Source organism: Paenibacillus pectinilyticus, assembly GCF_001700435.1.
GTDB lineage: Bacteria > Bacillota > Bacilli > Paenibacillales > NBRC-103111 > Paenibacillus_E > Paenibacillus_E pectinilyticus.
Genome location: NZ_LYPC01000022.1, coordinates 561,709 through 583,907 on the forward strand (window position 1 = coordinate 561,709; position 22,199 = coordinate 583,907).

The 22,199-nt window shown below is 45.5% G+C and carries 23 protein-coding genes; 1 reads left to right on the forward strand and 22 read right to left on the reverse strand.

Annotated features, from left to right (window positions below; all coding sequences use genetic code 11):
• Positions 1–54: 54 nt before the first annotated feature.
• From A8709_RS18905 to A8709_RS18985, 17 genes are all read right to left on the reverse strand, one after another.
• Entirely contained in the window at positions 55–285 is a 231-nt protein-coding gene (locus A8709_RS18905) for a KH domain-containing protein (RefSeq protein ID WP_028558246.1), read from the reverse strand.
• A 26-nt stretch (positions 286–311) separates the two neighbouring features.
• Positions 312–584 carry a 30S ribosomal protein S16 gene (rpsP, locus tag A8709_RS18910; RefSeq protein ID WP_028558245.1) on the reverse strand — a complete coding sequence of 91 codons (273 nt, stop codon included), beginning with the start codon at positions 582–584 and terminating at the stop codon, positions 312–314.
• 34 nt (positions 585–618) lie between these two features.
• Positions 619–1,977, reverse strand: a complete 1,359-nt coding sequence (ffh, locus tag A8709_RS18915; protein ID WP_065853939.1) for a signal recognition particle protein — start codon at positions 1,975–1,977, stop codon at positions 619–621.
• Between the two features lie 30 nt (positions 1,978–2,007).
• A complete protein-coding gene (locus tag A8709_RS18920) occupies positions 2,008–2,358 on the reverse strand; it encodes a putative DNA-binding protein (RefSeq protein WP_065853941.1) in 351 nt (116 codons plus the stop codon).
• Positions 2,359–2,439: 81 nt separating this feature from the next.
• Complete coding sequence (gene ftsY, locus A8709_RS18925) at positions 2,440–3,429, reverse strand: signal recognition particle-docking protein FtsY (protein WP_065853943.1); 990 nt, start codon at positions 3,427–3,429, stop codon at positions 2,440–2,442.
• Between the two features lie 59 nt (positions 3,430–3,488).
• Complete coding sequence (gene smc / locus A8709_RS18930) at positions 3,489–7,064, reverse strand: chromosome segregation protein SMC (protein WP_065853944.1); 3,576 nt, start codon at positions 7,062–7,064, stop codon at positions 3,489–3,491.
• A gap of 95 nt (positions 7,065–7,159) precedes the next feature.
• Positions 7,160–7,861 carry a ribonuclease III gene (gene rnc / locus A8709_RS18935; protein WP_065853946.1) on the reverse strand — a complete coding sequence of 234 codons (702 nt, stop codon included), beginning with the start codon at positions 7,859–7,861 and terminating at the stop codon, positions 7,160–7,162.
• Positions 7,862–7,923: 62 nt separating this feature from the next.
• Positions 7,924–9,159, reverse strand: coding sequence for a beta-ketoacyl-ACP synthase II (gene fabF / locus A8709_RS18940; RefSeq protein WP_065853948.1), 1,236 nt, complete (start codon positions 9,157–9,159; stop codon positions 7,924–7,926).
• Between the two features lie 95 nt (positions 9,160–9,254).
• Complete coding sequence (gene acpP / locus A8709_RS18945; protein ID WP_028558238.1) at positions 9,255–9,488, reverse strand: acyl carrier protein; 234 nt, start codon at positions 9,486–9,488, stop codon at positions 9,255–9,257.
• Positions 9,489–9,573: 85 nt separating this feature from the next.
• On the reverse strand, positions 9,574–10,314 hold the full coding sequence (fabG, locus tag A8709_RS18950) for a 3-oxoacyl-[acyl-carrier-protein] reductase (RefSeq protein WP_065853950.1): 741 nt from the start codon (positions 10,312–10,314) through the stop codon (positions 9,574–9,576).
• A complete protein-coding gene (fabD, locus tag A8709_RS18955; protein ID WP_065853952.1) occupies positions 10,301–11,251 on the reverse strand; it encodes an ACP S-malonyltransferase in 951 nt (316 codons plus the stop codon). Before fabD ends, fabG begins: the two co-directional genes overlap by 14 nt.
• 81 nt (positions 11,252–11,332) lie before the next feature.
• Positions 11,333–12,319: a beta-ketoacyl-ACP synthase III gene (locus A8709_RS18960; RefSeq protein ID WP_065853954.1), complete on the reverse strand. Its 987-nt coding sequence runs from the start codon at positions 12,317–12,319 to the stop codon at positions 11,333–11,335.
• Positions 12,316–13,320, reverse strand: coding sequence for a phosphate acyltransferase PlsX (gene plsX / locus A8709_RS18965; protein ID WP_065853956.1), 1,005 nt, complete (start codon positions 13,318–13,320; stop codon positions 12,316–12,318). Before plsX ends, A8709_RS18960 begins: the two co-directional genes overlap by 4 nt.
• Positions 13,304–13,915 carry a transcription factor FapR gene (fapR, locus tag A8709_RS18970; protein ID WP_028558233.1) on the reverse strand — a complete coding sequence of 204 codons (612 nt, stop codon included), beginning with the start codon at positions 13,913–13,915 and terminating at the stop codon, positions 13,304–13,306. Before fapR ends, plsX begins: the two co-directional genes overlap by 17 nt.
• 121 nt (positions 13,916–14,036) lie before the next feature.
• Positions 14,037–14,210: a 50S ribosomal protein L32 gene (gene rpmF / locus A8709_RS18975; RefSeq protein ID WP_056624823.1), complete on the reverse strand. Its 174-nt coding sequence runs from the start codon at positions 14,208–14,210 to the stop codon at positions 14,037–14,039.
• 38 nt (positions 14,211–14,248) lie between these two features.
• Positions 14,249–14,758, reverse strand: a complete 510-nt coding sequence (locus A8709_RS18980; RefSeq protein WP_065853958.1) for a YceD family protein — start codon at positions 14,756–14,758, stop codon at positions 14,249–14,251.
• An 89-nt stretch (positions 14,759–14,847) separates the two neighbouring features.
• Positions 14,848–15,969 (reverse strand): SepM family pheromone-processing serine protease, encoded by a 1,122-nt coding sequence (locus A8709_RS18985; protein ID WP_141692582.1) that lies wholly within the window; start codon positions 15,967–15,969, stop codon positions 14,848–14,850.
• A 123-nt stretch (positions 15,970–16,092) separates the two neighbouring features.
• Here A8709_RS18985 and A8709_RS18990 point away from each other — a divergent pair, with 123 nt between their 5' ends.
• The gene (locus A8709_RS18990) at positions 16,093–17,364 is read left to right on the forward strand and encodes a nucleoside recognition domain-containing protein (RefSeq protein ID WP_065853960.1); all 1,272 of its coding nucleotides are present in this window, start codon (positions 16,093–16,095) and stop codon (positions 17,362–17,364) included.
• A gap of 68 nt (positions 17,365–17,432) precedes the next feature.
• On the opposite strand, the gene coaD is transcribed toward A8709_RS18990, so the two are convergent.
• The 5 genes from coaD to A8709_RS19015 form a co-directional block, all read right to left on the reverse strand.
• Positions 17,433–17,933: a pantetheine-phosphate adenylyltransferase gene (gene coaD / locus A8709_RS18995; RefSeq protein WP_425262337.1), complete on the reverse strand. Its 501-nt coding sequence runs from the start codon at positions 17,931–17,933 to the stop codon at positions 17,433–17,435.
• 29 nt (positions 17,934–17,962) lie between these two features.
• Positions 17,963–18,526 carry a 16S rRNA (guanine(966)-N(2))-methyltransferase RsmD gene (gene rsmD, locus A8709_RS19000; protein WP_065853963.1) on the reverse strand — a complete coding sequence of 188 codons (564 nt, stop codon included), beginning with the start codon at positions 18,524–18,526 and terminating at the stop codon, positions 17,963–17,965.
• 535 nt (positions 18,527–19,061) lie between these two features.
• Positions 19,062–20,600 (reverse strand): stalk domain-containing protein, encoded by a 1,539-nt coding sequence (locus A8709_RS19005; RefSeq protein ID WP_065853965.1) that lies wholly within the window; start codon positions 20,598–20,600, stop codon positions 19,062–19,064.
• A gap of 353 nt (positions 20,601–20,953) precedes the next feature.
• On the reverse strand, positions 20,954–21,295 hold the full coding sequence (locus A8709_RS19010; RefSeq protein WP_065853967.1) for a ribosomal-processing cysteine protease Prp: 342 nt from the start codon (positions 21,293–21,295) through the stop codon (positions 20,954–20,956).
• 125 nt (positions 21,296–21,420) lie between these two features.
• Positions 21,421–22,197 carry a copper amine oxidase N-terminal domain-containing protein gene (locus A8709_RS19015; protein ID WP_208607701.1) on the reverse strand — a complete coding sequence of 259 codons (777 nt, stop codon included), beginning with the start codon at positions 22,195–22,197 and terminating at the stop codon, positions 21,421–21,423.
• Between the last annotated feature and the right edge of the window lie 2 nt (positions 22,198–22,199).

Below are 22,199 nucleotides of genomic sequence, written 5' to 3' on the forward strand. Positions count from 1 at the left end.
CCACATTAATTTACGTACAAGAAAAAGGCTAGGAATAGATCCTAACCTCATTTCTTATGAAACGATTTCAACGGCTACCCGCTTCGTTTCCTTCACAGCTGCTGACGTGACAACTGTGCGGAGCGACTTCGCAATCTTGCCTTGCTTGCCAATCACTTTACCGACATCGTCGGGATGAACAGAAAGCCTGTACTCGATCTTGTCCTCTTTCTCCACCACAGCGACACGTACCTCTTCCGGATGATCGACAAGAGCCTTAGCAATTACGGTGATAAGATCCTTCATGAACCCACCCTCCGAAAGATAACAGATTACTTCTGTAATTTCAGCTCGTGAAACTTAGTCATCAAACCTGCTTTTGAGAACAGGCTGCGAACTGTATCGGACGGTTGAGCGCCAGTTTGAAGCCATTTAAGCGCTTTTTCCTCATCAAGAACCACAGCTGCTGGTTCAGCAATTGGGTTATAAGTACCGATTTCTTCGATAAAACGACCATCACGCGGGGAACGGGAATCCGAAACCACGACACGGTAGAAAGGAGCTTTATGAGCGCCTACACGTTTAAGACGAATACGTACTGCCATTGAAAAATCACCTCCTACTTAGAATAAACACTATTTAAAAGGGAAACTTAAATCCCTTGCCTAACTTTTTCATGCCTTTGGCGCCTTTCGGCCCCATCATGCCTGAGAACTGCTTCATCATTTTACGCATATCATCGAACTGCTTGATGAAACGATTGACTTCCTGCACCGTATTTCCGCTTCCCGCTGCGATCCGTTTGCGACGATTCGCATTCAGCAGCTCCGGTTTACGCTTCTCTTCGGTTGTCATGGACTTCACGATCGCTTCAACGCGAGCCATCTGCTTCTCATCAACCTTCATATCTTTCATGCCTTTGATCTTATTCGCACCAGGCAGCATATCAAGAATCTGGTCAAGAGGACCCATCTTCTTCACTTGCTCCATCTGTTCGATGAAATCCTCGAAGGTGAATTCGGCGTTGCGCATTTTGCGCTCCATCTCTTTCGCCTTATCCATATCGATACCAGCTTGCGCCTTCTCGATTAAGGAGAGCATATCGCCCATTCCGAGAATTCTGGATGCCATACGGTCTGGATAAAATGGTTCTAATGCATCCATTTTCTCACCGCTAGCTACGAACTTGATCGGACAACCTGTTACCGCCTTGACGGATAACGCAGCACCACCGCGCGTATCTCCATCAAGCTTGGTTAACACAACGCCTGATAATTCAAGCTGTTGATGGAAGCTCTCTGCCACATTAACCGCATCTTGCCCTGTCATCGCATCGACAACAAGCAGAATCTCATCTGGGCTCGTTGCTTCACGGACGTTTTTGAGCTCTTCCATGAGGTTCTCATCAATGTGTAAACGACCCGCTGTATCAAGAATCACATAATCATTGCCATTATCTTTGGCGTGTTGAAGGCCTGCTTTCGCAATCTCAACAGGACTCACTTTATCACCTAAAGAGAATACCGGAACCTTGAGCTGCTCGCCGAGCACTTCCAACTGCTTAATCGCCGCGGGGCGATAAATGTCACACGCAACAAGAAGCGGTCTGTGATTCTGTTTCATCAACATTTTAGCTAACTTACCTGAGGTTGTTGTCTTACCAGCCCCTTGCAAACCTGCCATCATAATAACAGTTGGCGGACGATTCGAACGCGCTAGCTTACTTTGTGTACCACCCATCAGAGCTGTCAGTTCTTTGTTCACAATATCAATAACAACCATGCCGGGTGTGAAAGATTTCAGAACGTCTTGTCCAATCGCTTGCTCTTTCACTTTCGCAATAAAGTCTTTGACGACTTTAAAGTTAACGTCCGCTTCAAGGAGTGCTAGTCGTACTTCGCGAAGCGCTTCGCCTACATCTTCTTCCGTCAGCTTACCTTTGCTTCTCAGCTTGCCGAACACATTCTGCAATCGGTTTGCTAATCCTTCAAATGCCATGCGCTTCACCTCCTGCTTCTTACTCTGGTTTCAATCGATCCCTACTATTGTATCAAAAAGCTCAGTCATTTTCCTCTTTAGCCCTGGATCACAATCCTGCAACTCCACAACCAAATCCTGACGCAGCTTCATGCGTTGTTCATGCTTATGTACCAGCTGTAATTTACTCTCATATTCCTGTAATGTCAACTCGGCCCTCTTAATGTGTTCATAAACCGCTTGACGGCTGATCGTAAAGTTCTCTGCAATCTCCCCAAGGGAGTAATCATCATGGAAATACAGTTCAAGGAATGTCCGCTGCTTATCGGTCAACAATGGTTGATAGAAATCAAAAAGCAAGTTAATGCGATTTGTTTTCTCTAACATAGGATCGACAGTCATAATCTACCTCCGTAAAGGTTGCACACTTGACAGCAGCACAACAGAACCTATCATACTGAATTCCAAGATGATTGTCAAGCATTATACCTTGTCAGTCTGTTCGCCTATCCATTTTCCGAAAAGCGCATGGACAAACTGCTCGGAATCGAACGGCTGAAGATCATCCATTTTCTCGCCAAGACCCACAAACTTAACCGGTAATGCCAGCTCTTGTCGGATCGCCACAACGATCCCGCCTTTCGCGGTTCCATCTAATTTGGATAAAACCAAGCCCGTTAGTCCTGTTTTATCACCAAAAAGTTTCGCTTGGCTGAGTGCATTTTGTCCCGTAGTTGCATCTAGAACGAGAATAACTTCATGAGGCGCATCCGGTACTTCGCGTTGGATCACACGATAGATCTTGTTGAGCTCTTCCATCAAGTTCACTTTGTTTTGCAAACGACCCGCTGTATCGCATAAAAGGATATCCACACCGCGCGTCTTCGCTGCCTGTACCGCATCGTACATAACCGCGGCAGGATCAGCGCCAGATTGCTGCTTGATCACATCAACGCCAACGCGCTCTCCCCACGTTTCTAACTGCTCAATGGCGCCCGCACGGAACGTATCGCCAGCGGCCATCAACACTTTTTTCCCTTGGGACTTGAACATGTGGGCCATCTTACCGATGGTAGTCGTCTTCCCTACGCCATTAACTCCAACGAATAGAATAACGGTAAGGCCATTCGGATTGATATTCAATCCAGCATCTGCATCGCCCTTCAACAATTCAATCAATTTCTCAGAAAGGATTGGTTGCAATTCAGAGGGATCTTCGATCTTGCGCTTTTTAACCTCAGCACGCAACTCATCGATCAGCTTCAGCACGGTATTCACGCCAACGTCAGCGCCAATCAGAATCTCTTCCAGTTCTTCATAAAAGTCCTCATCTATTTTTTTACGGCGGCTGAATAGATCATCGACACGATTCACGAACGCATCGCGCGTTTTGGTCAAACCTTCTTTGAACTTATTCGTTACCGCTTCTGCTTTACCGGAAATACTATCTTTCAGTCGTTTAAAAAAGCTCATAGTTCCTCCTAAATAACTCCCTTAATTTCAGCGCTTTTATTACATGAAAGTCTATACCCTTATGACGCGGTCATCGTTGCTTCCTCGTCTTCTAACCGAACAGAAACTAATTTAGAAACGCCGCCTTCTTGCATCGTGACGCCATACAGGACATCGGCCTCTTCCATCGTTCCTTTGCGGTGTGTGACCACGATAAATTGCGTCATCTCTGAAAATTCACGCAGATACTCAGCAAATCGAGATACGTTCGCCTCATCCAGCGCTGCTTCAACCTCATCCAGTACGCAGAATGGCACTGGCTTCACACGAATAATCGAGAAAAGAAGCGCAATTGCTGTAAGCGCACGTTCGCCTCCAGAGAGCAATTGAAGGTTTTGCAGCTTTTTGCCTGGCGGCTGAGCTACAATCTCAATCCCTGTATCAAGCATATTCTCAGGCTCAGACAGAATTAAATCGGCCCGGCCTCCACCGAACAATTTGGCAAAAACAACGCCAAAGTGCGAACGGATGGCATCAAATGTCGTTTTGAATCGCTTGGACATTTCGATGTCCATCTCGCGAATGACCTGATACAACGTTGTTTTGGCTTCGATCAAGTCATCTTTCTGCGAGCTCAAGAACTCAAAGCGTTCCGACACACGCGCATACTCCTCTATCGCACCTAAGTTGACATCACCAAGCGATGCAATCTCCCGTTTGAACTCACGTACTTTCTGCTGCGTACCTTGAATATCTTCAGGCACCGGATAACGCAATTTCGCCAGTTCATAACCTAGCTCATATTCTTCGGCAAGTTTCTTGAGCAGGTTTTCTAGCTCTACATCTAGACGAGTAACCCGAACTTCTGTTTGGTGGAGGTTTTCTTCAACCTGCTTCAGCTGAACACGTTGTGTGCGCGTTTCATTCTCCCCTTGTTCCAGCTTCTGTAACCATTCCGTACGTTCAGCCCGTTTGAAATCGATGCTTTCGGAGCATTGCTGCTTCCTTAGTTTCAAATCATTCAGCAATTCAATTTGCTGCACGGTTTCTTGCTCAAGCGTTGCCATATCGCGATCTAGCTGGCTGAGTAAGCCTCGATTTAGCTCGATTTCTCGCTCTACATCGCTGAGATCCTGCTGTAAACGCCGCTGTTGATCTTGAAGAGATTGCTTCTCCTGCGAAGTCGATGCTACTTTCACCTTCAAATCCGTCAATTGGCTTTGCAGCTCTTCTTTCTCGGACTCACTCGCTTTACGTGAGCTCTCCGCATCACGAATCGCCTGTTGAAGCGAAGCTTCCTCTTCTTGGAGCTGGGCTAGCGCTGCTTCGCTCTCCACTTTTTTACGGCCAAATTCAGTTCGTTCCTCCTGGAGGGCTCCCCGATCTTGACTATCGATCTTGAGCTGCGCTTCCACTGTACGACTCTCTGACTCCAATGGGTTAAGTTCCGCTCGAATTTGCTGCTCTGTAATCCGCTGCTGCTCACCCAATTGACGAAGCTGTTCCACTGCCAACATTTCATCCGTAATTTCACGCTTCAACGAACTAGACTGGCTGCGTAAACCGCTAAGCTGACCTTCAGAACTTGCGATCTCTGCATCAAGCTCTTCAATCTGACGTTGGCGACCTAGTAGATTCGTGGATTTCTTCTGCAAGCTTCCGCCTGTCATGGAACCGCCTGGATTAACGACGTCCCCTTCAAGGGTTACGACACGATACCGATATTGGGCTTTCGCTGCGATATGATTGGCATCTTCTAGACTTTCAGCTACAACGACATTCCCGAGTAAACTGGAAAAAATATTCGTATATGTCGCGTCGAATGACACTAAATCAACTGCAATCCCAACAAAGCCCTTCGATGCCTTCAACGTGTGACTCTCGTGATCAGAGATCGAGCGTCCACGAATAACATTCATCGGCAAGAAGGTAGCTCGTCCCATTTGACGACGCTTTAAGAACGCGATGGCTTCTCGGCCGTCTGCTTCGGTCTCTACGATAATATTCTGCAGGGCACCGCCTAGTGCCGTTTCGATAGCTATTTCCACATTGGCAGGCACTTTAACAAGCTCGGCTACCGCACCGCGAATACCGCGCAGATCTTTGCGCGTTTTTGCTTTGAGCACTTCTTTGACACCTTGTTGGAAGCCATCGTAATCGTTGGCCATTTCTTTCATGGTATCGCGGCGTGAAATGAGTGCATCGAGCTTTTGCTCCCATTTGCGCACCATCGCTTGTGCTTCATCTAATAAACCTTGCTTACTTTTAAGAGCTTGTGTTAACTGCACATATTGCAGTCTTGCCTTCTCTATGTCCGCAACAGTTTCTTCCAATTTAGCAGAAAGTTCTTGTTTACGGCGTGTAATGCTTTCACGTTGGTCAGCCCACTTCTGGCGCTCTTCGTCCAACCTCTCCAAACGGCGTCCGATACTTTCTATTTGCTGCTCAGCGTACCGAATTTCATTACGAGATTGTGCCATCCGATTGAGTGTTTCCAGTAACTCGCCTTTGAGTTGATCCTCAGGAGATGAGCTAATCCCGCCGCTAACGCCTTGTAAACGTTGCTCTTCTGCTGTTAGCTTAGCTTGAAACTCAAATAACTGCGCGCCAATGCTAATAATTTTATCGCGCTGCTCGCTGAGATCAGCTTCTTTATCTAATTTACGCTGCTCTTGCATCGCAATGGTCGTACTTAACTGCTGATGATTCGTCACATAGTTCTTCTTCCGCTCTTTGAGAACCTCACCGTGACCCTCACACTTCTCAAATTCCTCACTAAGTCCCAATAGGCTCTCTTGCAGTGTCTCTAGTTCCTCTTCTAACCTGCGAGTCTCCCAGCGGTGTTTCTCCAAGTGCGCATCATGCTGATTGACGATTGTCGACAACTCCGTCTGTTCTTTCGTCAGCTTCTCTAGCAGCTGTGTAGCATCATTCCATGCGATGTAAATCTGATCAATTTGATGTACATACATGGAGATCTCACTGCTCTTGAGTGTTTCCTTCAGCTCTTTGAACCGAATCGCTTTCTCTGACTGTTCACGAAGCGGTTCAACTTGATCCTCTAACTCCGAAACCAAATCATGAATCCGCAGCAAGTTCTGCTCCGTGTCATTGAGTTTCTTTTCGGCTTCACGCTTACGCGATTTATATTTAACGATCCCCGAAGCTTCTTCAAAGATCCCTCGGCGATCTTCCGATTTGGTACTCAAAATTTCTTCAATTCGGCCTTGTCCAATAATCGAATACGCTTCTTTCCCGATACCGGTATCCATAAACAATTCCGTTATATCCTTCAACCGACACGGCTGCTTGTTAATCAAATACTCGCTATCCCCATTGCGATGCACTCTGCGAGTCACCGTAACTTCGTTAAAATCAAGCGGAAGCGATTGCGAGGTGTTATCCAGCGTCAGCGAGACTTCCCCGTAATTCACTGCACGACGCGCATCACTGCCGGCAAAGATAACATCTTCCATTTTACCACCGCGCAATGATTTTGCACTTTGTTCCCCTAATACCCAACGGATCCCGTCCGAGATATTACTCTTACCACTCCCGTTAGGACCTACAACCGCGGTTATGCCTCGTACAAATTCGAGTTCCGTCCGGTCCGCGAATGATTTAAATCCGGATAATTCGATCCGTTTCAAAAACATGGTCTCACCTCAAAAATTATTGTAACATATCGCATGTTAAAATAAGAGAAAAATACAAAAAAGGCAGCAGCAGCCGCCTCTTCTGGTTATTCTTCCTATCTTTGTACCGCTACGTTTAATTTAGACAACGCACCAGCAGCAGCCTGCTGTTCCGCCTCTTTCTTCGAACGGCCTGCACCGGTTCCCAGGAGCTCGCTTTCCATATACACTTCAGCAACGAACTCCCGCTCATGAGCTGGACCTCGCTCATTCACAATCCGGTATTCCAAGGAACCCATATTATGATGCTGGGTATGCTCTTGTAATTGCGTCTTATAATCAATCACAAGCAGCTTACCTTCATTGGATATTTTGGCGAAAACATGCTTCTGCAGAAACGTTTTGACCGTTTCGAGGCCTTGATCAAGGTACAAGGCGCCAACAAAGGACTCGAACACATCCGCCAAAAGCGCTGGACGTGAGCGTCCTCCTGTAAGCTCTTCCCCTTTACCAAGTAAAACAAAGGCTCCAAAATCCAAATCCTCGGCAAATGTCACGAGCGAGGGCTCGCATACAATCGATGCCCTTAGCTTCGTTAATTCGCCTTCTGAACGCCCTGGATAAGATTCATATAAAAATTCCGAAACTGTCAATTCCAGAACGGCATCTCCCAGAAATTCGAGCCGCTCGTTATCTTTATGTCCAGCGATTCGATGTTCATTCACATAAGACGAATGTGTAAATGCTTGCTTCAGTAACTCCGTTTTGCGAAACAAGACACCGATCTGCTTCTGTAAATCTTTAATTTCACGGTTCATACCTTAACTTTCACCACCCCGAGAGAATGATATTCCGTTATCTTTCTTCGTAGGAAGGTAAATTATGCTTCAAACTTTTTCATGATGATCGTTGCATTATGTCCGCCAAAGCCGAAGGAGTTCGACATCGCAATGCCTACGCTCGCTTCACGCGCTGTGTTCGGCACATAATCCAAGTCACACTCTGGATCTTGGTTGTCCAAGTTGATTGTCGGAGCGATTAAGCTATTCGCAATCGTTAGTCCACAAATCACAGCTTCAACTCCACCTGCAGCGCCAAGCAAATGACCTGTCATGGATTTCGTTGAACTAACTGCTACCTTGTAAGCATGCTCGCCTAGCGCTTTCTTGATCGCAATCGTCTCTGATTTATCACCAACTGGCGTCGATGTACCGTGTGCGTTAATGTACGCAATCGCGTCAGGCGCAATCCCTGCATCTTTGATCGCCTTCACCATACAGCGTGCTGCACCATCTGGGTCTGGGTCTGTCATATGATAAGCATCGCCACTCATCCCATAGCCGATGATTTCGGCATAGATGCGTGCTCCACGCTTCTGAGCGTGTTCGAGTGACTCCAGAATGAGTACGCCTGAACCTTCGCCCATGACAAAGCCATCACGGTCCGTATCAAACGGACGACTAGCCAAATGAGGTTCTTCGTTGCGAGTTGACATCGCGCGCAATGCACAGAAGCCTGCAACACCGATTGGTGTAATCGTCGCTTCAGCACCACCACAGATCATCACGTCCGCATCGCCACGTTGAATCATTTTGAAAGAGTCACCGATGGAATGTGTACCTGTTGCACAAGCCGTTACGGCTGTGGAGTTCGGCCCTTTCGCACCTGTGACCATCGATACATGACCAGAAGCCATGTTCGCAATCATCATCGGGATAAAGAAAGGTGAAACACGTTTAGGACCTTTTTCCAACAAAATGCGATGTTGCTCTTCCCATGTGTTCAAACCGCCGATCCCTGATCCTACGGAAACGCCTACTCGCTCTGGATCTGCATCTTCCTTCACATTCAAGTTCGCGTCTTTGAGCGCATTCAAGGATGCTGCTACTGCGAATTGAACGAAACGGTCCATGCGACGGGATTCTTTGCGATCCACATAGTCCTCAATGTTGAAATCTTTGACTTCAGCGGCAATCCGCGTTGGGTATTCGCTTACATCAAAATTCTCGATCAAACTCACGCCGGACTTCCCTGCAGTCAGGTTCCCCCAGAATGTCTCCAAATCTTGACCAAGGGCAGTAACTACGCCCATACCTGTAATTACAACTCTGTTCATTTGTACCACCTTCTATGTAGTATTGCTTATTTTTTGGAGTAATTGAAAATGGAGAGAAGTCCCGTCTTTATTAAGAAACGGGACTCTGTAGACTATTACGTATGAGATTTTATGTAATTCGTAACTTCTCCTACTGTCGTAATCTTCTCAGCATCTTCATCTGAAATTTCTAAATCGAACTCATCTTCTAATTCCATTACTAATTCAACTACATCGAGAGAATCAGCACCTAGGTCTTCTTTGAAAGATGCTTCGAGGGTGACTTCAGCTTCATCAACCCCTAGACGATCGACTACAATTCGTTTAACACGATCCAATACGTCGGACATCCGGTTCACCTCCTCATTTGGTATTATACGAGAATCTTTGACAGATTGCCAGTAGGCAATTTCGTGAATCTCATTTTGGAGAAACTTACATGTACATTCCGCCATCAACATGGAGCGTTTGCCCAGTCATGTAAGAGGCATCGTCAGAAGCCAGGAATCGAACAACCTTCGCAACTTCCTCTGGCTGCCCTAGGCGCTCCAGCGGGATTTGCTTCAGCATGTGTTCACGATTCTCGGCAGACAATTTGTCTGTCATATCGGTTTCAATAAAGCCTGGCGCTACGGCGTTCACAGTAATGCCACGCGAGGATAATTCTCTCGCTGTCGCCTTCGTTAAGCCGATTACACCTGCTTTTGCTGCTACATAGTTAGCTTGACCCGGGTTACCGAGCACGCCAACTACAGAAGATATATTGATAATTCGACCGAAACGCTGCTTCATCATTGGACGTGTAACGGCTTTGACACAGTTGAACACACCTTTGAGATTCGTAGCGATGACTTGATCGAATTCTTCTTCTTTCATTCGCATGATTAAATTGTCTCTTGTTATGCCCGCATTATTCACGAGAATATCAATTTTACCAAAAACTTCTAATGTTTGCTTGACCAAATCATCAGATTCTTGGTAGCTGCTTACATCGGCGCGCAATTTAATCGCCTTGCGCCCCATGGCTTCAATTGCAGCTACAACCTCGCCAGCAGCCGCTTCACTGCCTGCGTAGTTGACTACAACATCTGCCCCGTGTTCAGCCAAATGCAAGGCAATCGCACGGCCAATGCCGCGAGAAGCTCCTGTGACTAGTGCTACTTTACCCGTTAACATGATTGTGCACCTCCTGCGTGAACTTGTCCAGCGCTTCCAGGCTGCCAATCGACACGGTTTTCACCGTTTTATCGACCTTCTTGATCAAGCCCGCTAAGACGGTCCCTGAGCCTAGCTCAATGAACGTATCGACACCTTGGCTGATCAGGTACGTGATCGTGTCTTCCCATAGAACTGGGGAATACACCTGTTCTACCAACAAGCCGCGAATATCGCTCGGCTGTGTCACAGGACGCGCTGTGACGTTGGCGACAACGGGCACAGCAGCATCCTTCATCTCGATGGACGCGAGCACCTCTGCGAGGCGCTCCGAGGCTGGCTTCATGAGGGAAGAGTGAAACGGCCCGCTCACCTCGAGCGGGATGGCACGCTTCGCGCCAGCTTCCTTGCAGCGTTCAACAACCGCTGCAACGCCTTCCTTACTGCCCGACACGACAATCTGTCCCGGGCAGTTTACATTGGCGAGCTCCACGACGGAGCCGCCGCTGGTGATTGCCGCGCAAAGCTCCGCCAGCGCTCCGCGCTCGGCTCCAAGCACGGCTGCCATGGCACCCAGTCCGCCTGGGACGGCCTGCTCCATGAACTCGCCGCGGGCCCGCACGGTGCGGACCGCGTCTTCGAACGCGAGCACGCCAGCTGCGACGAGCGCGCTGTACTCACCCAGACTATGTCCTGCGACATAGTCTGGCGTGATGCCAGCAGCCTTGAATGCCTCCAGACAAGCGATGCTTGTCGTGAGCAGCGCAGGCTGCGTGTGATACGTAATCTTCAATTGGTCCTCTGGACCTTGGAAGATCAGGTCAGACAAGGAAAAGCCCAGCGCTGCGTTCGCGCGGTCAAAATAATCCTTAGCTGCCGGCAACGAAGCGTATAGGTCTTGTCCCATACCCACGGATTGCGAGCCTTGACCAGGAAATACAAATGCTATTTTACCCATACGAGAAAAGGATCCCCTTCCGCGATATAATTACTTGTCATTTTAAAATAAGAATGAGTTCACACTGCTCTAGCCAGCTTATTACCAAACTAAAGCCGTCGCACCCCATGTGAGTCCGCCGCCAAAACCAACTAAGACAAGGCGATCGCCTTCACTTACTCGGCCTTGCTCAGCAGCTTCTGCAAGGGCAACCGGGATAGAAGCAGCCGACATATTGCCGTATTTGTCCAAGTTGATCATACACTTGTCCGCAGATAATTCCAAGCGATTCAATGAGGATTGAATAATACGCATATTCGCTTGATGGGGAACGAGCAGATCGATGTCTGTTTTCTCCCAACCCGCTTTGCGTAATGCTTCATCTGCAGCATTCCCCATAATGCGGACCGCGAACTTGAATACCTCGGCACCAGCCATATAAATGTAATGTAAACGCTGGTCGATGGAATTTTGCGAAGCTGGATTACGAGAACCGCCGCCTTCAATTTTCAGAAGAGGACCTCCCGTACCATCTGCTCCTAATTCAAAGGATTTGAATCCTCTTTCCTCAGGTACTTCACCTATAACGACCGCCCCTGCACCATCACCAAACAGAATGCATGTGTTGCGATCTGTGTAATCCGTAATTTTGGATAGGCAATCTGCGCCAATCACGAGTGCATATTTATATGTACCCGTAGCTATGAAATTAGAAGCATTGGCTAAGCCATAAACGAAGCCCGAGCAAGCTGCTGATAAATCAAACGCCGCCGCTTTCTTAGCCCCTAGCTTTTCTTGCAGAATGCATGCCGTCGATGGGAATGACATATCCGGCGTAATCGTGGCCACGATGATCAAATCGAGTTGATCCGCTGTGATGCCCGCATTGGACATCGCAACCAGTGAAGCCTCGTAGCAGAGATCGGACGTAGCTTGTCCTTCTGCCGCGATTCTTCTTTCACGTATCCCCGTTCGGGTTACGATCCACTCATCATTCGTTTCAACCATCGTTTCCAATTCTTGATTCGTTAAAATACGTTCTGGTACATATTTACCCGTTCCGAGTACCCCAACTGGTATTAAGTTCATGTTGTTATATCTCGCTTCCCGCGGCTAATTTCGGCAGATATGGTGCCAACCAAATCATTTTGTAACGCTATTCTTGCTTGCCGAACGGCATTCTTGATCGCATTTGCATCCGAGGAGCCATGACTCTTAAGTACCAATCCATCAATACCGAGAAATGGTGCAGCCCCATGTTCATTATAATCCAGCTTTTTGCGGAATTGTGTCAAGCCTGGCTTCAAAACTGCCGCTGCAAGCTTGGTAAATATAGATTTCGTAAATTCCTGCTTCAAGGCTGAGAAAATGGTGGACGCAGCGCCCTCCAATGTTTTCAACATAATATTTCCAGCAAACCCATCGCAAACAATGACGTCACATTGTGCGCGCAGCACCTGCGAAGACTCCACATTACCCACAAAATGAATCGGAGCTTGTTCCAATAAAGGATATGCTGTTTTGGTTAATTCATTCCCTTTGGTCGATTCCGTCCCTACATTCAATAATCCTACGCGGGGCTTCTTCACACCGTGCACTTTGGCCCGATAAATGCTCCCCATAATCGCATATTGGATTAATTGCTCTGGCGTTGCATCCATGTTCGCACCTAAGTCTAGTGCAAGCACACCGCTGCCATCCATCGTAGGAATCATCGGTGCTAGCGCCGGGCGTTCAATGCCTGGAATTCTCCCAACGACGAGTAATCCTGTCGTCATGAGCGCCCCCGTGTTCCCTGCAGAAATCATCGCTTCCGCTTCTTTCTCGCGCACGAGTCTTCCTGCGACGACCATGGAAGCGTCCTTCTTCCGACGAACCGCTTTAACGGGCTCATCCTCAGCTTCAATGACTTCTTCTGCATGGCGAATCGTCAGGTTATCCGGCCTCTCTGTGAGGTGGGCTTCAATTGCGGCGCTGTTGCCAACCAGAATGATATGTACGTCCTTCCACTCTTTAGCCGCTGCGAGAGCACCCTCAACTACGATCTTAGGCGCATGATCTCCACCCATTGCATCAATCGCGATCCGCATGGAGCTTGTCCTCCCTATCTAGATGTTGCTCTTTCTTCGAATGAAAGATAACAAAGTTGCCTCTGAACACCGTCTCCTCACCAACATAAGTGAACACCTCAACGCGTGCTTTCCCTTTAGACACGGAGCGCACGTAAGCTTTGGCGACACACTTCTCTCCTAACTTGACCGATCGTACAAAACGGATATCTGCTGATGCGGTTAAAGCAATCGGGTCGTCGATGACAGCAACTGCCAAGGAGTTGGCTTGCGAGAAGATATGATGTCCGCGAGCAATTTTAGTTCTCGAAAAAATATGATCTTCTTTAATTTCAAAAATCGAAATACCGCTCTGATCCAGCTGTAAGTCAATAACTTCTCCAATAATTTCATCCATCGGAAGCGAACGTACAGGATCGTACGTTTTGACAGCCATATGTTTCATACGTTCCCGCAGTTCGGGAATTCCGAGCTCTAATCGATCCAAGCGGACAGTTTGGATACTAACTCCAAACGTTCGCATCAGTTCCTCATCCGTCATAAAAGGGTTTGCTTCAATGGCTTGCAACAGCTGTTGCTGCCTTAGTCGTTTCGGAAGGCGTTCGATGGTAAGCACCACCTTATCTCGTGAGATCTCATCTTATTACCAGATACTAAACTGTAGTATATTAAATTTAAGACCAAAAAGAAAGCAAAAAAAATAGCACCTCACCTAGGATGAAGTACTATGTCTATTCTTATGCTTTTACGATCTCTCTGCTTTTGTAAGTTCCGCAAGATTTACAAACGTGATGTGCTAGTTTCAACTCTGCACATTGTTCACATTTCACCATGCCTGGAACTTCCAATTTAAAGTGAGTACGGCGCTTGTCGCGACGAGTTTTGGACGTTCTTCTTTGAGGTACTGCCATATTCAAAACACCTCCTTATACGAATTTCGGGCGTTGCCTTATTCTTTGTTAAAAAAGTCCGCGAGACCTGCAAGCCTAGGATCAATCTTATCCTGCTTACAGCCGCAATCACGTTGATTGCGATTTTCTCCGCACACTGGACATAGACCTTTGCACGCTGAGTCACAAAGTGGTATGTATGGTAAACCGACCACTACATTTTCTACAACGTAAGGCTCCAAATCGACTTTATCCCCAACAACCAGATGGATATCCTCGTCAAGCTCTGGATCTTCCTCTTCTGGTTTTTGCATGAAGACTTCCTTGAACGGAAGCTTAATTGTTTGGTTCGTGTGCGTTAAGCATCGAGAACAACTTAACTCCAAGTCTAGCGTTAACGTACCGTTAACTTTCACTACTCCTTCTTCATACTTTGCATGAAGATCGGCACGTACAGGTCCGTGGCCAAGAATGTCTGAACGGCCCTCAAAAGGTTCCGTCAAGTTCATAACTTCGCTCATAGGTACCGACTGCCCTTGCAGAGATAGCTCTCTAAAACGAATTTGCATGTTTTTTCACCCCAAACAAACAAAGATTATTATATCCACTGCGTATACGATTTGTCAATTTAAATCTATGACTTTGTCATAGATACGCATTATTTCGGAGGCAACGCTGCTAGATATTTTAAAGCATCTTCCATGGTGCCAATCTCTACAATTTTCATCTTCGTCTTAATTTGCTCGGCTCTTTTGACAGCATCCGAATAATTCTCAATTTTGGTGCCATCTTTGTACGTTATGTTCTTCGGCGCAAAGAAAATCTCTGCTTTTTCGCGATCCGCGGCAATAATTTTGTGCTCAATACCGCCAATTGGTCCAACCGTGCCATCCGTGTCAATCGTTCCCGTTCCTGCGATGCGATAGCCCTTCGTAATATCCTCTGGGACTAGTTGATTGAAAATCTCTAAAGAGAACATCAAACCTGCGGAAGGACCTCCGATATCACCAGCTTTAATCGTGACCTGCTGGTCCGCCTGATCCGCTTTCACAGACTGCATGCCTGCAGGAACGACGCCAATTCCAGCACGTTGCACAGTCTCACCCTCTTGCAGAGGAAGCGCTCCAAGCGTAAGCGTGGCTTGCATGTCGACCTTATTCCTCGTATACGCAATCGTGATCGTATCCCCAGCTTTTTTACCTGCGATGGCATCCAACAGATCTTGTGCGACTTTCACTTCTTTATCGCCTGCTTTTAAAAGCACATCCCCTGGTTTGAGCACCTTTTCGCCAGCTAAGCCTGGCACCGTCTGAAGCACCATCACTCCCTCAGGCTCAATATGAAAAGGGACCTTGGCTTCGGTATAAGCCGCTTGTATCGCACTTGCTTGTGAGGTCAGCATGACGTATTCCTGACGTTGCGAATACTCCTGCTCGGACTCTCCCTTCTTGAGAACCGACGTTTTGGGCTCAATTTCTTCATAGGGATGAACGAGTCCTACTAAATAATTCACTACATTGGCATCGGCGACACGCACCGTTGTCAGCATCAGTGTGCCTTTCTCTGTGCCTGTGGTTTTGACAATCGACACCATGGGCTTAATTTCTTCCGCGGTGCCTGGCATAAAGATAAAATAAGGAAGTCTTACAAAAAACATCACATATAAAATGATGATACCGATAAGCGCAGAGATTAAATAACGTCTCGTCGACGAACCTCTCGGATATCGATAGGAATCATTCGACCACGCCTGAACTGTACTTTCTTCTTCCCTTTCCATACAGGTTCCCCTTTCCTGTTGCCTTCGCCTGATGTTTTGGCCATTCCAATCCATGTGAAAGCTTGGTCTATTCGTTTGCCTTCTTGCGTACAATGAAGCATGTTCGAAGGACGAGGTGATGCTATGCAGCCTATGAATACAAGATCCAATTCTAAATTAACTACACTGGTACTAGGTGTTTTGGCTGGACTAGTTGTCGTATCTATTATTTTATTTCCGGACAAAGCTTTCCAATCTTCTCTCGAAGGGCTTACCGTTTGGTGGAAGCTCGTCTTTCCTGCTTTGATGCCTTTTCTTATCATGGCCGAGCTATTGATCGGCTTTGGTGTCGTTCAAGGCACAGGCGTTCTCTTGGAACCGCTGATGCGCTTGATCTTTCGCCTGCCAGGTGTGAGCGGATGGGCACTGGCCTCCGGCTTTATTGTAGGGTTTCCTGCCGGCGCTAAAATTACTGCATCCCTGCGCGAAAAAAACCTGCTTTCCCGTACAGAAACAGAGCGTTTAACGGCTCTTTCCCATGTATGCAGCCCCTTATTCCTTATCATGGTGGTCGGCATCGGGTTCTTGCACAGCGCCAAGCTAGGGATTCTACTTGCGATTATTCACTACATTTCCGCGATTATAACGGGATTCTTGATGCGATTGGGTAAAAAGCCCGTTGCCGCTGAACCGAAGACGGTCAATTTAATGCAGGGAGATCCCTCTACGATATGGGCTTCAGCTCTTACAACCATGCGTAAAGCCTATTGGGATGACGGTCGTTCCTTCGGTAAACTGCTCGGTGATGCCGTGGCTAATGCTGTACAAACCCTTATGTTGATCGGCGGGTATATGATGATTTTCTCCGTGTTGATCAACGTGATTTCGATCACTCATTTTGCTGATATTCTGCGGCCCTTCACGCAGTTTCTACTGAGCTTTATGAACATTTTCACAGATACTACGCCTCATTGGATCAAAGGCTTAATGGAAGTTCACCTCGGTGCCTACTCGTTCAGTCAAGCTAACGATCTCCCGCTTCTCCCGCAAATGGCGCTGCTTAGCACATTTCTTGGCTGGGGCGGTCTATCCGCCCACGCACAGGTCGCAGGCTTTCATCAGAAGACGGATGCACGCTACTTGTTTTTCTTACAGTCGCGTGCCCTTCACGCTGTTCTCGCCTTATTCACGACCATTGTGCTATGGACGCCTCTGCAAATGCTTTTCATGGATTCCGAACCTAGCTTTCTTTGGTTGGACAAATCCTCAGGAGAGGCCGCGGCATCGTTTCCTGTGAACGGCGAATCGGCATGGGGCCTGTGGGGACCAATGCTGACGCAATTCCTTTTTATTTTCAGCCTCATGCTGCTGATTTCGATTAGCTTACGCCTTTTCCAGAAGAAAACGGTGAACTAACTTTTTTATAAAATAGTGATTGCATGGTTAACGCAAGTAGGACAAAGTTCCTTTAGACCATCTGCTTCTTAGGTCTGAGGGAACTTTCTTCTTAACTCCTCTTCCACCTCGGCAGGCACCAGTTCTTCAACAGGCCCATGGAATTTCGCAATTTCTTTGACGATGCTGGAACTCAAATACGAAAATTGCGGCTTCGACGTCATAAAGAACGTCTCTACATCTGGGTTCAACTTGTGATTCGTTGACGCCATCTGCAACTCATATTCAAAATCAGAAACAGCCCTAAGCCCACGAACAATCAGACGCACATTCCGAGCCTTCATATAATTTACCATCAAATCTCGGAACCCATCAATCTCCACATTAGGAAGATCTGCGGTCACTTTCCTAAGTAACTCAATCCGCTCTTCCAAGCTAAATAACGCATTTTTGGATGTGTTGTTGAGTACCGCTACAATTAGCTTATCAAACACCTTCGCCGCTCTATGTATAATATCAAGATGGCCGTATGTAACCGGATCAAAACTTCCTGGGTATACCGCAACTGTTATCCCGTGTTCTTGCCTCATCATGCCCCTCATCTCCTTCGCTGACTCACTCATATTGATGCGTTGTCGCGTTTATATATGGTTACAGCTGTATCTCCATAGTCCGCTCTGCGCTGCTGTTTAAATCCACTTATCGTGTCTTGCAGCACATCTTTCGCATCGTGTTCGACCACAATCGTCGCATCCGCGTCAACAATGGCTTGTTCCTCCATCATCGTCATCAACTCTGCGATTCCTTTCATACGATACGGGGGATCTAGGAAAATAAGTTGAAATTGTTCCGCCCGCTTCGCCAACACCTTCACGGCTCTCGACGCTTCCGTTCGGTATATCTCCACCTGATCTTTCACACCTGCTACTTGTACATTGTGCTGTATGGTGTCGATGCTTTTCTTCTCGATATCAATAAATACCGCCTTATCCATACCTCGGCTTAGCGCTTCAATTCCTAACCCGCCTGTGCCTGCGAACAGATCAAGTACCTGTCCTCCGTCAAAATAAGGTCCGATCATACTGAAGATCGCTTCCTTCACTTTATCTGTTGTTGGCCGTGTGCTTGTACCGGGTACAGCCTTTAACGACCGGCCTTTGGCCGTGCCTGATATCACTCTCATCGTGCGTTTCCCCTTCATGCTGGTTCATTCTTTTGCTATCGTACCACATGGACTAATCTGTTACAAAAATTTTATCCCTCCGATGTATAAATTTACCGTAAATCGGTCATCCTTACATTATCGACATCAGAGAATGTCGTAGACAACCGCGGAGAAGGCTTACGTTTCCCCATAAGCTCTTCGTCCGGTTTCTCCTCTCCCATGAGGCGGCTGCGCAAGCAGTCGCCGTTATTATTTTATAGGACAGTTTTCAGAACCCGTTGATATATTAAGGAATTATGTATATAACAATTCTAAAAAAATGAGTAGTACAGGCTCTCCATAATCGTTTAAGGTACCATTAGGATACCAAACGAAAAAACTTAATCCTATTACATCTAAATTAAACACAAAAAAAGCCCATGTAACTCCTTGGGCTTTTATTTATTTTAGGTGTTTCATCAAGATTTTGAGGGTCTATCATTATTTTCCCGGAAAATGTGACGCAATATATTCCATATAGCCCATAATACCTGAGCTGAGGGGTTAAACATATTTATTTAGTTTTAATAAAAACTGTCTTTGAATTTTCTTCCCAACTAACCTTAGCTCCAAAGGATTCTACTATAAATCGCGCGGGGACTAATGTCCTTCCCTCAATAATCAATGGTTCTGAGTCTAGTTTTGTGCTCACTCCATTTACATAAGCAATATCGCTACCTACTTTGAGTTTAATGACTGATTGTCCTTTGGTGGCCGTTACTGTTAATGTATCCTCATCCCATTGAATATCTGCCCCTAGTGCCTCAAAGATTTTACGCAAGGGCACCATTGTGTTTCCTTCGATAATAATAGGGGGTTGATCAAACTCCAGTTCTTTATTATCCAACTTCACAATTATTTGATCTTCTTGTAATACTTCAGAATCATAACTTTTTATCCAAACTGGTACCGTCCTATACCATTTCGTACCATCCCCAACATAACCATTTCCCCATGACCAGAGAGTATGATCCGCTTTTAAAGCCATCGATTTAAAATCAGTTCCAGAAGCTGCAATTTTTTTTATTCTTGTTAAACCCTTTACTTGAACAGGGACAATACTATCTTCATAAGAACCTATTCCAAGCTGTCCACCTGTATTTGTTCCACTAGCCCAAACTGTTCCATCACTTTTCAAGAGAAGAGGCCCTCCTGCACTTGCTTGTACAGAGACGACATCCTCAATTCCTTCAAGTAATTGAGGTTTTGAATGATCAGCAGTATCTTTCCCACCAACTACTGCCCCACTCTCACCATTTGAGCCCCAAAACCAAACTTTTCCATCTTTCTTTAGGCCATACGAATATTGTCCTCCAGCTGCAATTTCTGTAATGTCACTAAGTCCGTCGACTTGAACAACATTTCCATGTGAAGGTATCCATACGGTACCATCTTTCTTTAAAGCAACCATATTTCCCCAACCTAGAGAGACAGAAACTATATCGGAGAACTTTTTAAGTTGGGTAGGGACAATATAATTGGCAACCCTTCCATCAGCTTTACGATAGTAGATCCCCCCCCAAGCCCAAAGGGTACCATCATTTTTAACTGCATAACTTGTGTTCCAATCTGCTGCGATAGCAACCACATTGGATAGACCTATTGCTTGCACTGGTATATCTTTATCTGCACTTTTTATTGTTTCATAGGTTTTTGGATCAAAAACAGATTGGGTTCCATCGCCTAGTTGACCATCACCATTGCCACCCCAACCCCAGACTGTACCGTCTTTCTTCAAAGCTAAAGAGAATCCATGGCCTGAGGCGACAGCAGTGACATCTGAGATGCCTTTAACTTGTTCCGGGACCATAGTAATACCTGCATTCTCTGCATCTTTTATGTTTGATGTTGGCTTTGAAGCACTATTTCCACTCCATGCCCAAACCGTTCCATCTTGTTTAACTGCAAGGCCAAATGCGCCAATTTCTGACCAACCAACTTTAGCATCATTTTCTGATGATTGGGAATCAGCATTAACTAAAGTACTTACTGAGAAAGAGTAGATAAGCACCGAGACTAGTAGGGTTTTTATTAGCTTTTTTGTTACTTGCATGAATTAAATTTACCTCCAGTTACAAAATATTGTAGTATTTCAGAACAAATAATTTGACCATGGAAAACTTTCAACGTCGAAGGACATTCCCTCTCTGAAAAAGTCCATGTAGAACATCCCACTAAATATTACCATGTAAATAAATCTTTAGGTATAATTTTTGAAGATTATTGTACTTTTAGCAGATCCTATCCAACTTCAGCGCACGTCATTTCCTATTCATCTGCTCACAAGTCATAAGCTTTGATCCACTAGCTGCCACACATCGCCGTATCGCGTCTCAGCGTGAAAAATGATGTTATTTGAAGAAGTATCTACGGAGCAATACCTCTAAATGAATTACTGGTATATTGCTATTTAACAAATAGCCTCTTTAAAAGCGTTCTCTTTTCCTCTTTTATTTCTTCAATTGTTATATATTTTTGTCCATAAGTGTTTTGTATACTATGAATTCCTAACTTAAGCGACTGTAATAATACAATAGCCTCTCGACTTCCATTATTATCTTGAAGCTTAGGTAAAATGAATTTAGTGAAGTTACGTTTCACTTCAGAATCAACTTGATCGTTGGTTAGTTGTTGAACTGAGTTTACTGAGTTTACTGTGTTTATTACTAAGGAGGAAACTCCAGCTGCGATTATATCGAGACCATATTGCGTAAAACCAGTTTCACCTCTTGCTACAAAACCGTACAAATATTTTTAAAGTTATAGTAAAATGTCACTACAAAAGGATTATACTCATCAGTTTCATAATCATTTATTGATCTTTGAATTTCAATTTCGTTAGAAAACTCCATACTTTCATCCCTCTTCTTATACTATCTATATCTTGCAAACGTTGAAATAACTCGATCGAAAGCATCATTATTTTCATCACTGTATTTACTTTTTTCAATAAATACTTCAACCGTGAAATATTCATCTGAATTATTACTTTCTATGAAAACCATCTTAATTCGAGCATCTGATTCTTCGCGATCAATATAAGTCCCTTTTAAATCCCCTACATATATCTCTTTCATTTCTATAATTCTTGAATGCTTTTTAAGTTCTTCGATTTTTCTTGAAATATTGTCCTTAAATCCGTATTTGTCAATTGTTGTTGTCTCAAACTGTACACCCATATACCAATTGCTGTATATTTTCTTAACATCTGTAATATAAGTTGGACTCCATAGCCCATCGATACTAATTTTAACTCCGCTTTTATCTGTAGTATTAGCAAGTACAATTGAATCCTTTTCTAACGTTGCTGTTCTTGACTCCTCATCCCACTTTACTTTCATCCCTGTTGCTTCCGCCACTGATCGTATTGGTAGATATGTACTTCCATTGTAATTAATAGGCTCTAATTTATTTCCTTCTGAATCCTTTAAAGCAAAATCAGTACCATACAATTTTATTTTGATACTATGATCTAGATATGCAGAAATGGACTCTAATACTGAATCTGCCTTTGCACCGAGTGAACCTCCAAGAATAAAAGCCAAAGTAATTGAGGATATAATAGCATTTTTTTTAAGTTTCAATTTAATCTTCCTTTTTAGTTTAATAAATAAATTAATCTCTTCTTGTAAATCACGTTCAATCTGCACTA

Bases quoted from the DNA above. Each gene is read 5' to 3' on its own strand.
- A8709_RS18905 (WP_028558246.1), bottom strand. From the start codon at position 285: ATGAAGGATCTTATCACCGTAATTGCTAAGGCTCTTGTCGATCATCCG.
- rpsP (WP_028558245.1), bottom strand. From the start codon at position 584: ATGGCAGTACGTATTCGTCTTAAACGTGTAGGCGCTCATAAAGCTCCT.
- ffh (WP_065853939.1), bottom strand. From the start codon at position 1,977: ATGGCATTTGAAGGATTAGCAAACCGATTGCAGAATGTGTTCGGCAAG.
- A8709_RS18920 (WP_065853941.1), bottom strand. From the start codon at position 2,358: ATGACTGTCGATCCTATGTTAGAGAAAACAAATCGCATTAACTTGCTT.
- ftsY (WP_065853943.1), bottom strand. From the start codon at position 3,429: ATGAGCTTTTTTAAACGACTGAAAGATAGTATTTCCGGTAAAGCAGAA.
- smc (WP_065853944.1), bottom strand. From the start codon at position 7,064: ATGTTTTTGAAACGGATCGAATTATCCGGATTTAAATCATTCGCGGAC.
- rnc (WP_065853946.1), bottom strand. From the start codon at position 7,861: ATGAACCGTGAAATTAAAGATTTACAGAAGCAGATCGGTGTCTTGTTT.
- fabF (WP_065853948.1), bottom strand. From the start codon at position 9,159: ATGAACAGAGTTGTAATTACAGGTATGGGCGTAGTTACTGCCCTTGGT.
- acpP (WP_028558238.1), bottom strand. From the start codon at position 9,488: ATGTCCGACGTATTGGATCGTGTTAAACGAATTGTAGTCGATCGTCTA.
- fabG (WP_065853950.1), bottom strand. From the start codon at position 10,314: ATGTTAACGGGTAAAGTAGCACTAGTCACAGGAGCTTCTCGCGGCATT.
- fabD (WP_065853952.1), bottom strand. From the start codon at position 11,251: ATGGGTAAAATAGCATTTGTATTTCCTGGTCAAGGCTCGCAATCCGTG.
- A8709_RS18960 (WP_065853954.1), bottom strand. From the start codon at position 12,319: ATGAACTTAATACCAGTTGGGGTACTCGGAACGGGTAAATATGTACCA.
- plsX (WP_065853956.1), bottom strand. From the start codon at position 13,320: ATGCGGATCGCGATTGATGCAATGGGTGGAGATCATGCGCCTAAGATC.
- rpmF (WP_056624823.1), bottom strand. From the start codon at position 14,210: ATGGCAGTACCTCAAAGAAGAACGTCCAAAACTCGTCGCGACAAGCGC.
- A8709_RS18980 (WP_065853958.1), bottom strand. From the start codon at position 14,758: ATGCAAATTCGTTTTAGAGAGCTATCTCTGCAAGGGCAGTCGGTACCT.
- A8709_RS18985 (WP_141692582.1), bottom strand. From the start codon at position 15,969: ATGGAAAGGGAAGAAGAAAGTACAGTTCAGGCGTGGTCGAATGATTCC.
- A8709_RS18990 (WP_065853960.1), top strand. From the start codon at position 16,093: ATGCAGCCTATGAATACAAGATCCAATTCTAAATTAACTACACTGGTA.
- coaD (WP_425262337.1), bottom strand. From the start codon at position 17,933: ATGAGGCAAGAACACGGGATAACAGTTGCGGTATACCCAGGAAGTTTT.
- rsmD (WP_065853963.1), bottom strand. From the start codon at position 18,526: ATGAGAGTGATATCAGGCACGGCCAAAGGCCGGTCGTTAAAGGCTGTA.
- A8709_RS19005 (WP_065853965.1), bottom strand. From the start codon at position 20,600: ATGCAAGTAACAAAAAAGCTAATAAAAACCCTACTAGTCTCGGTGCTT.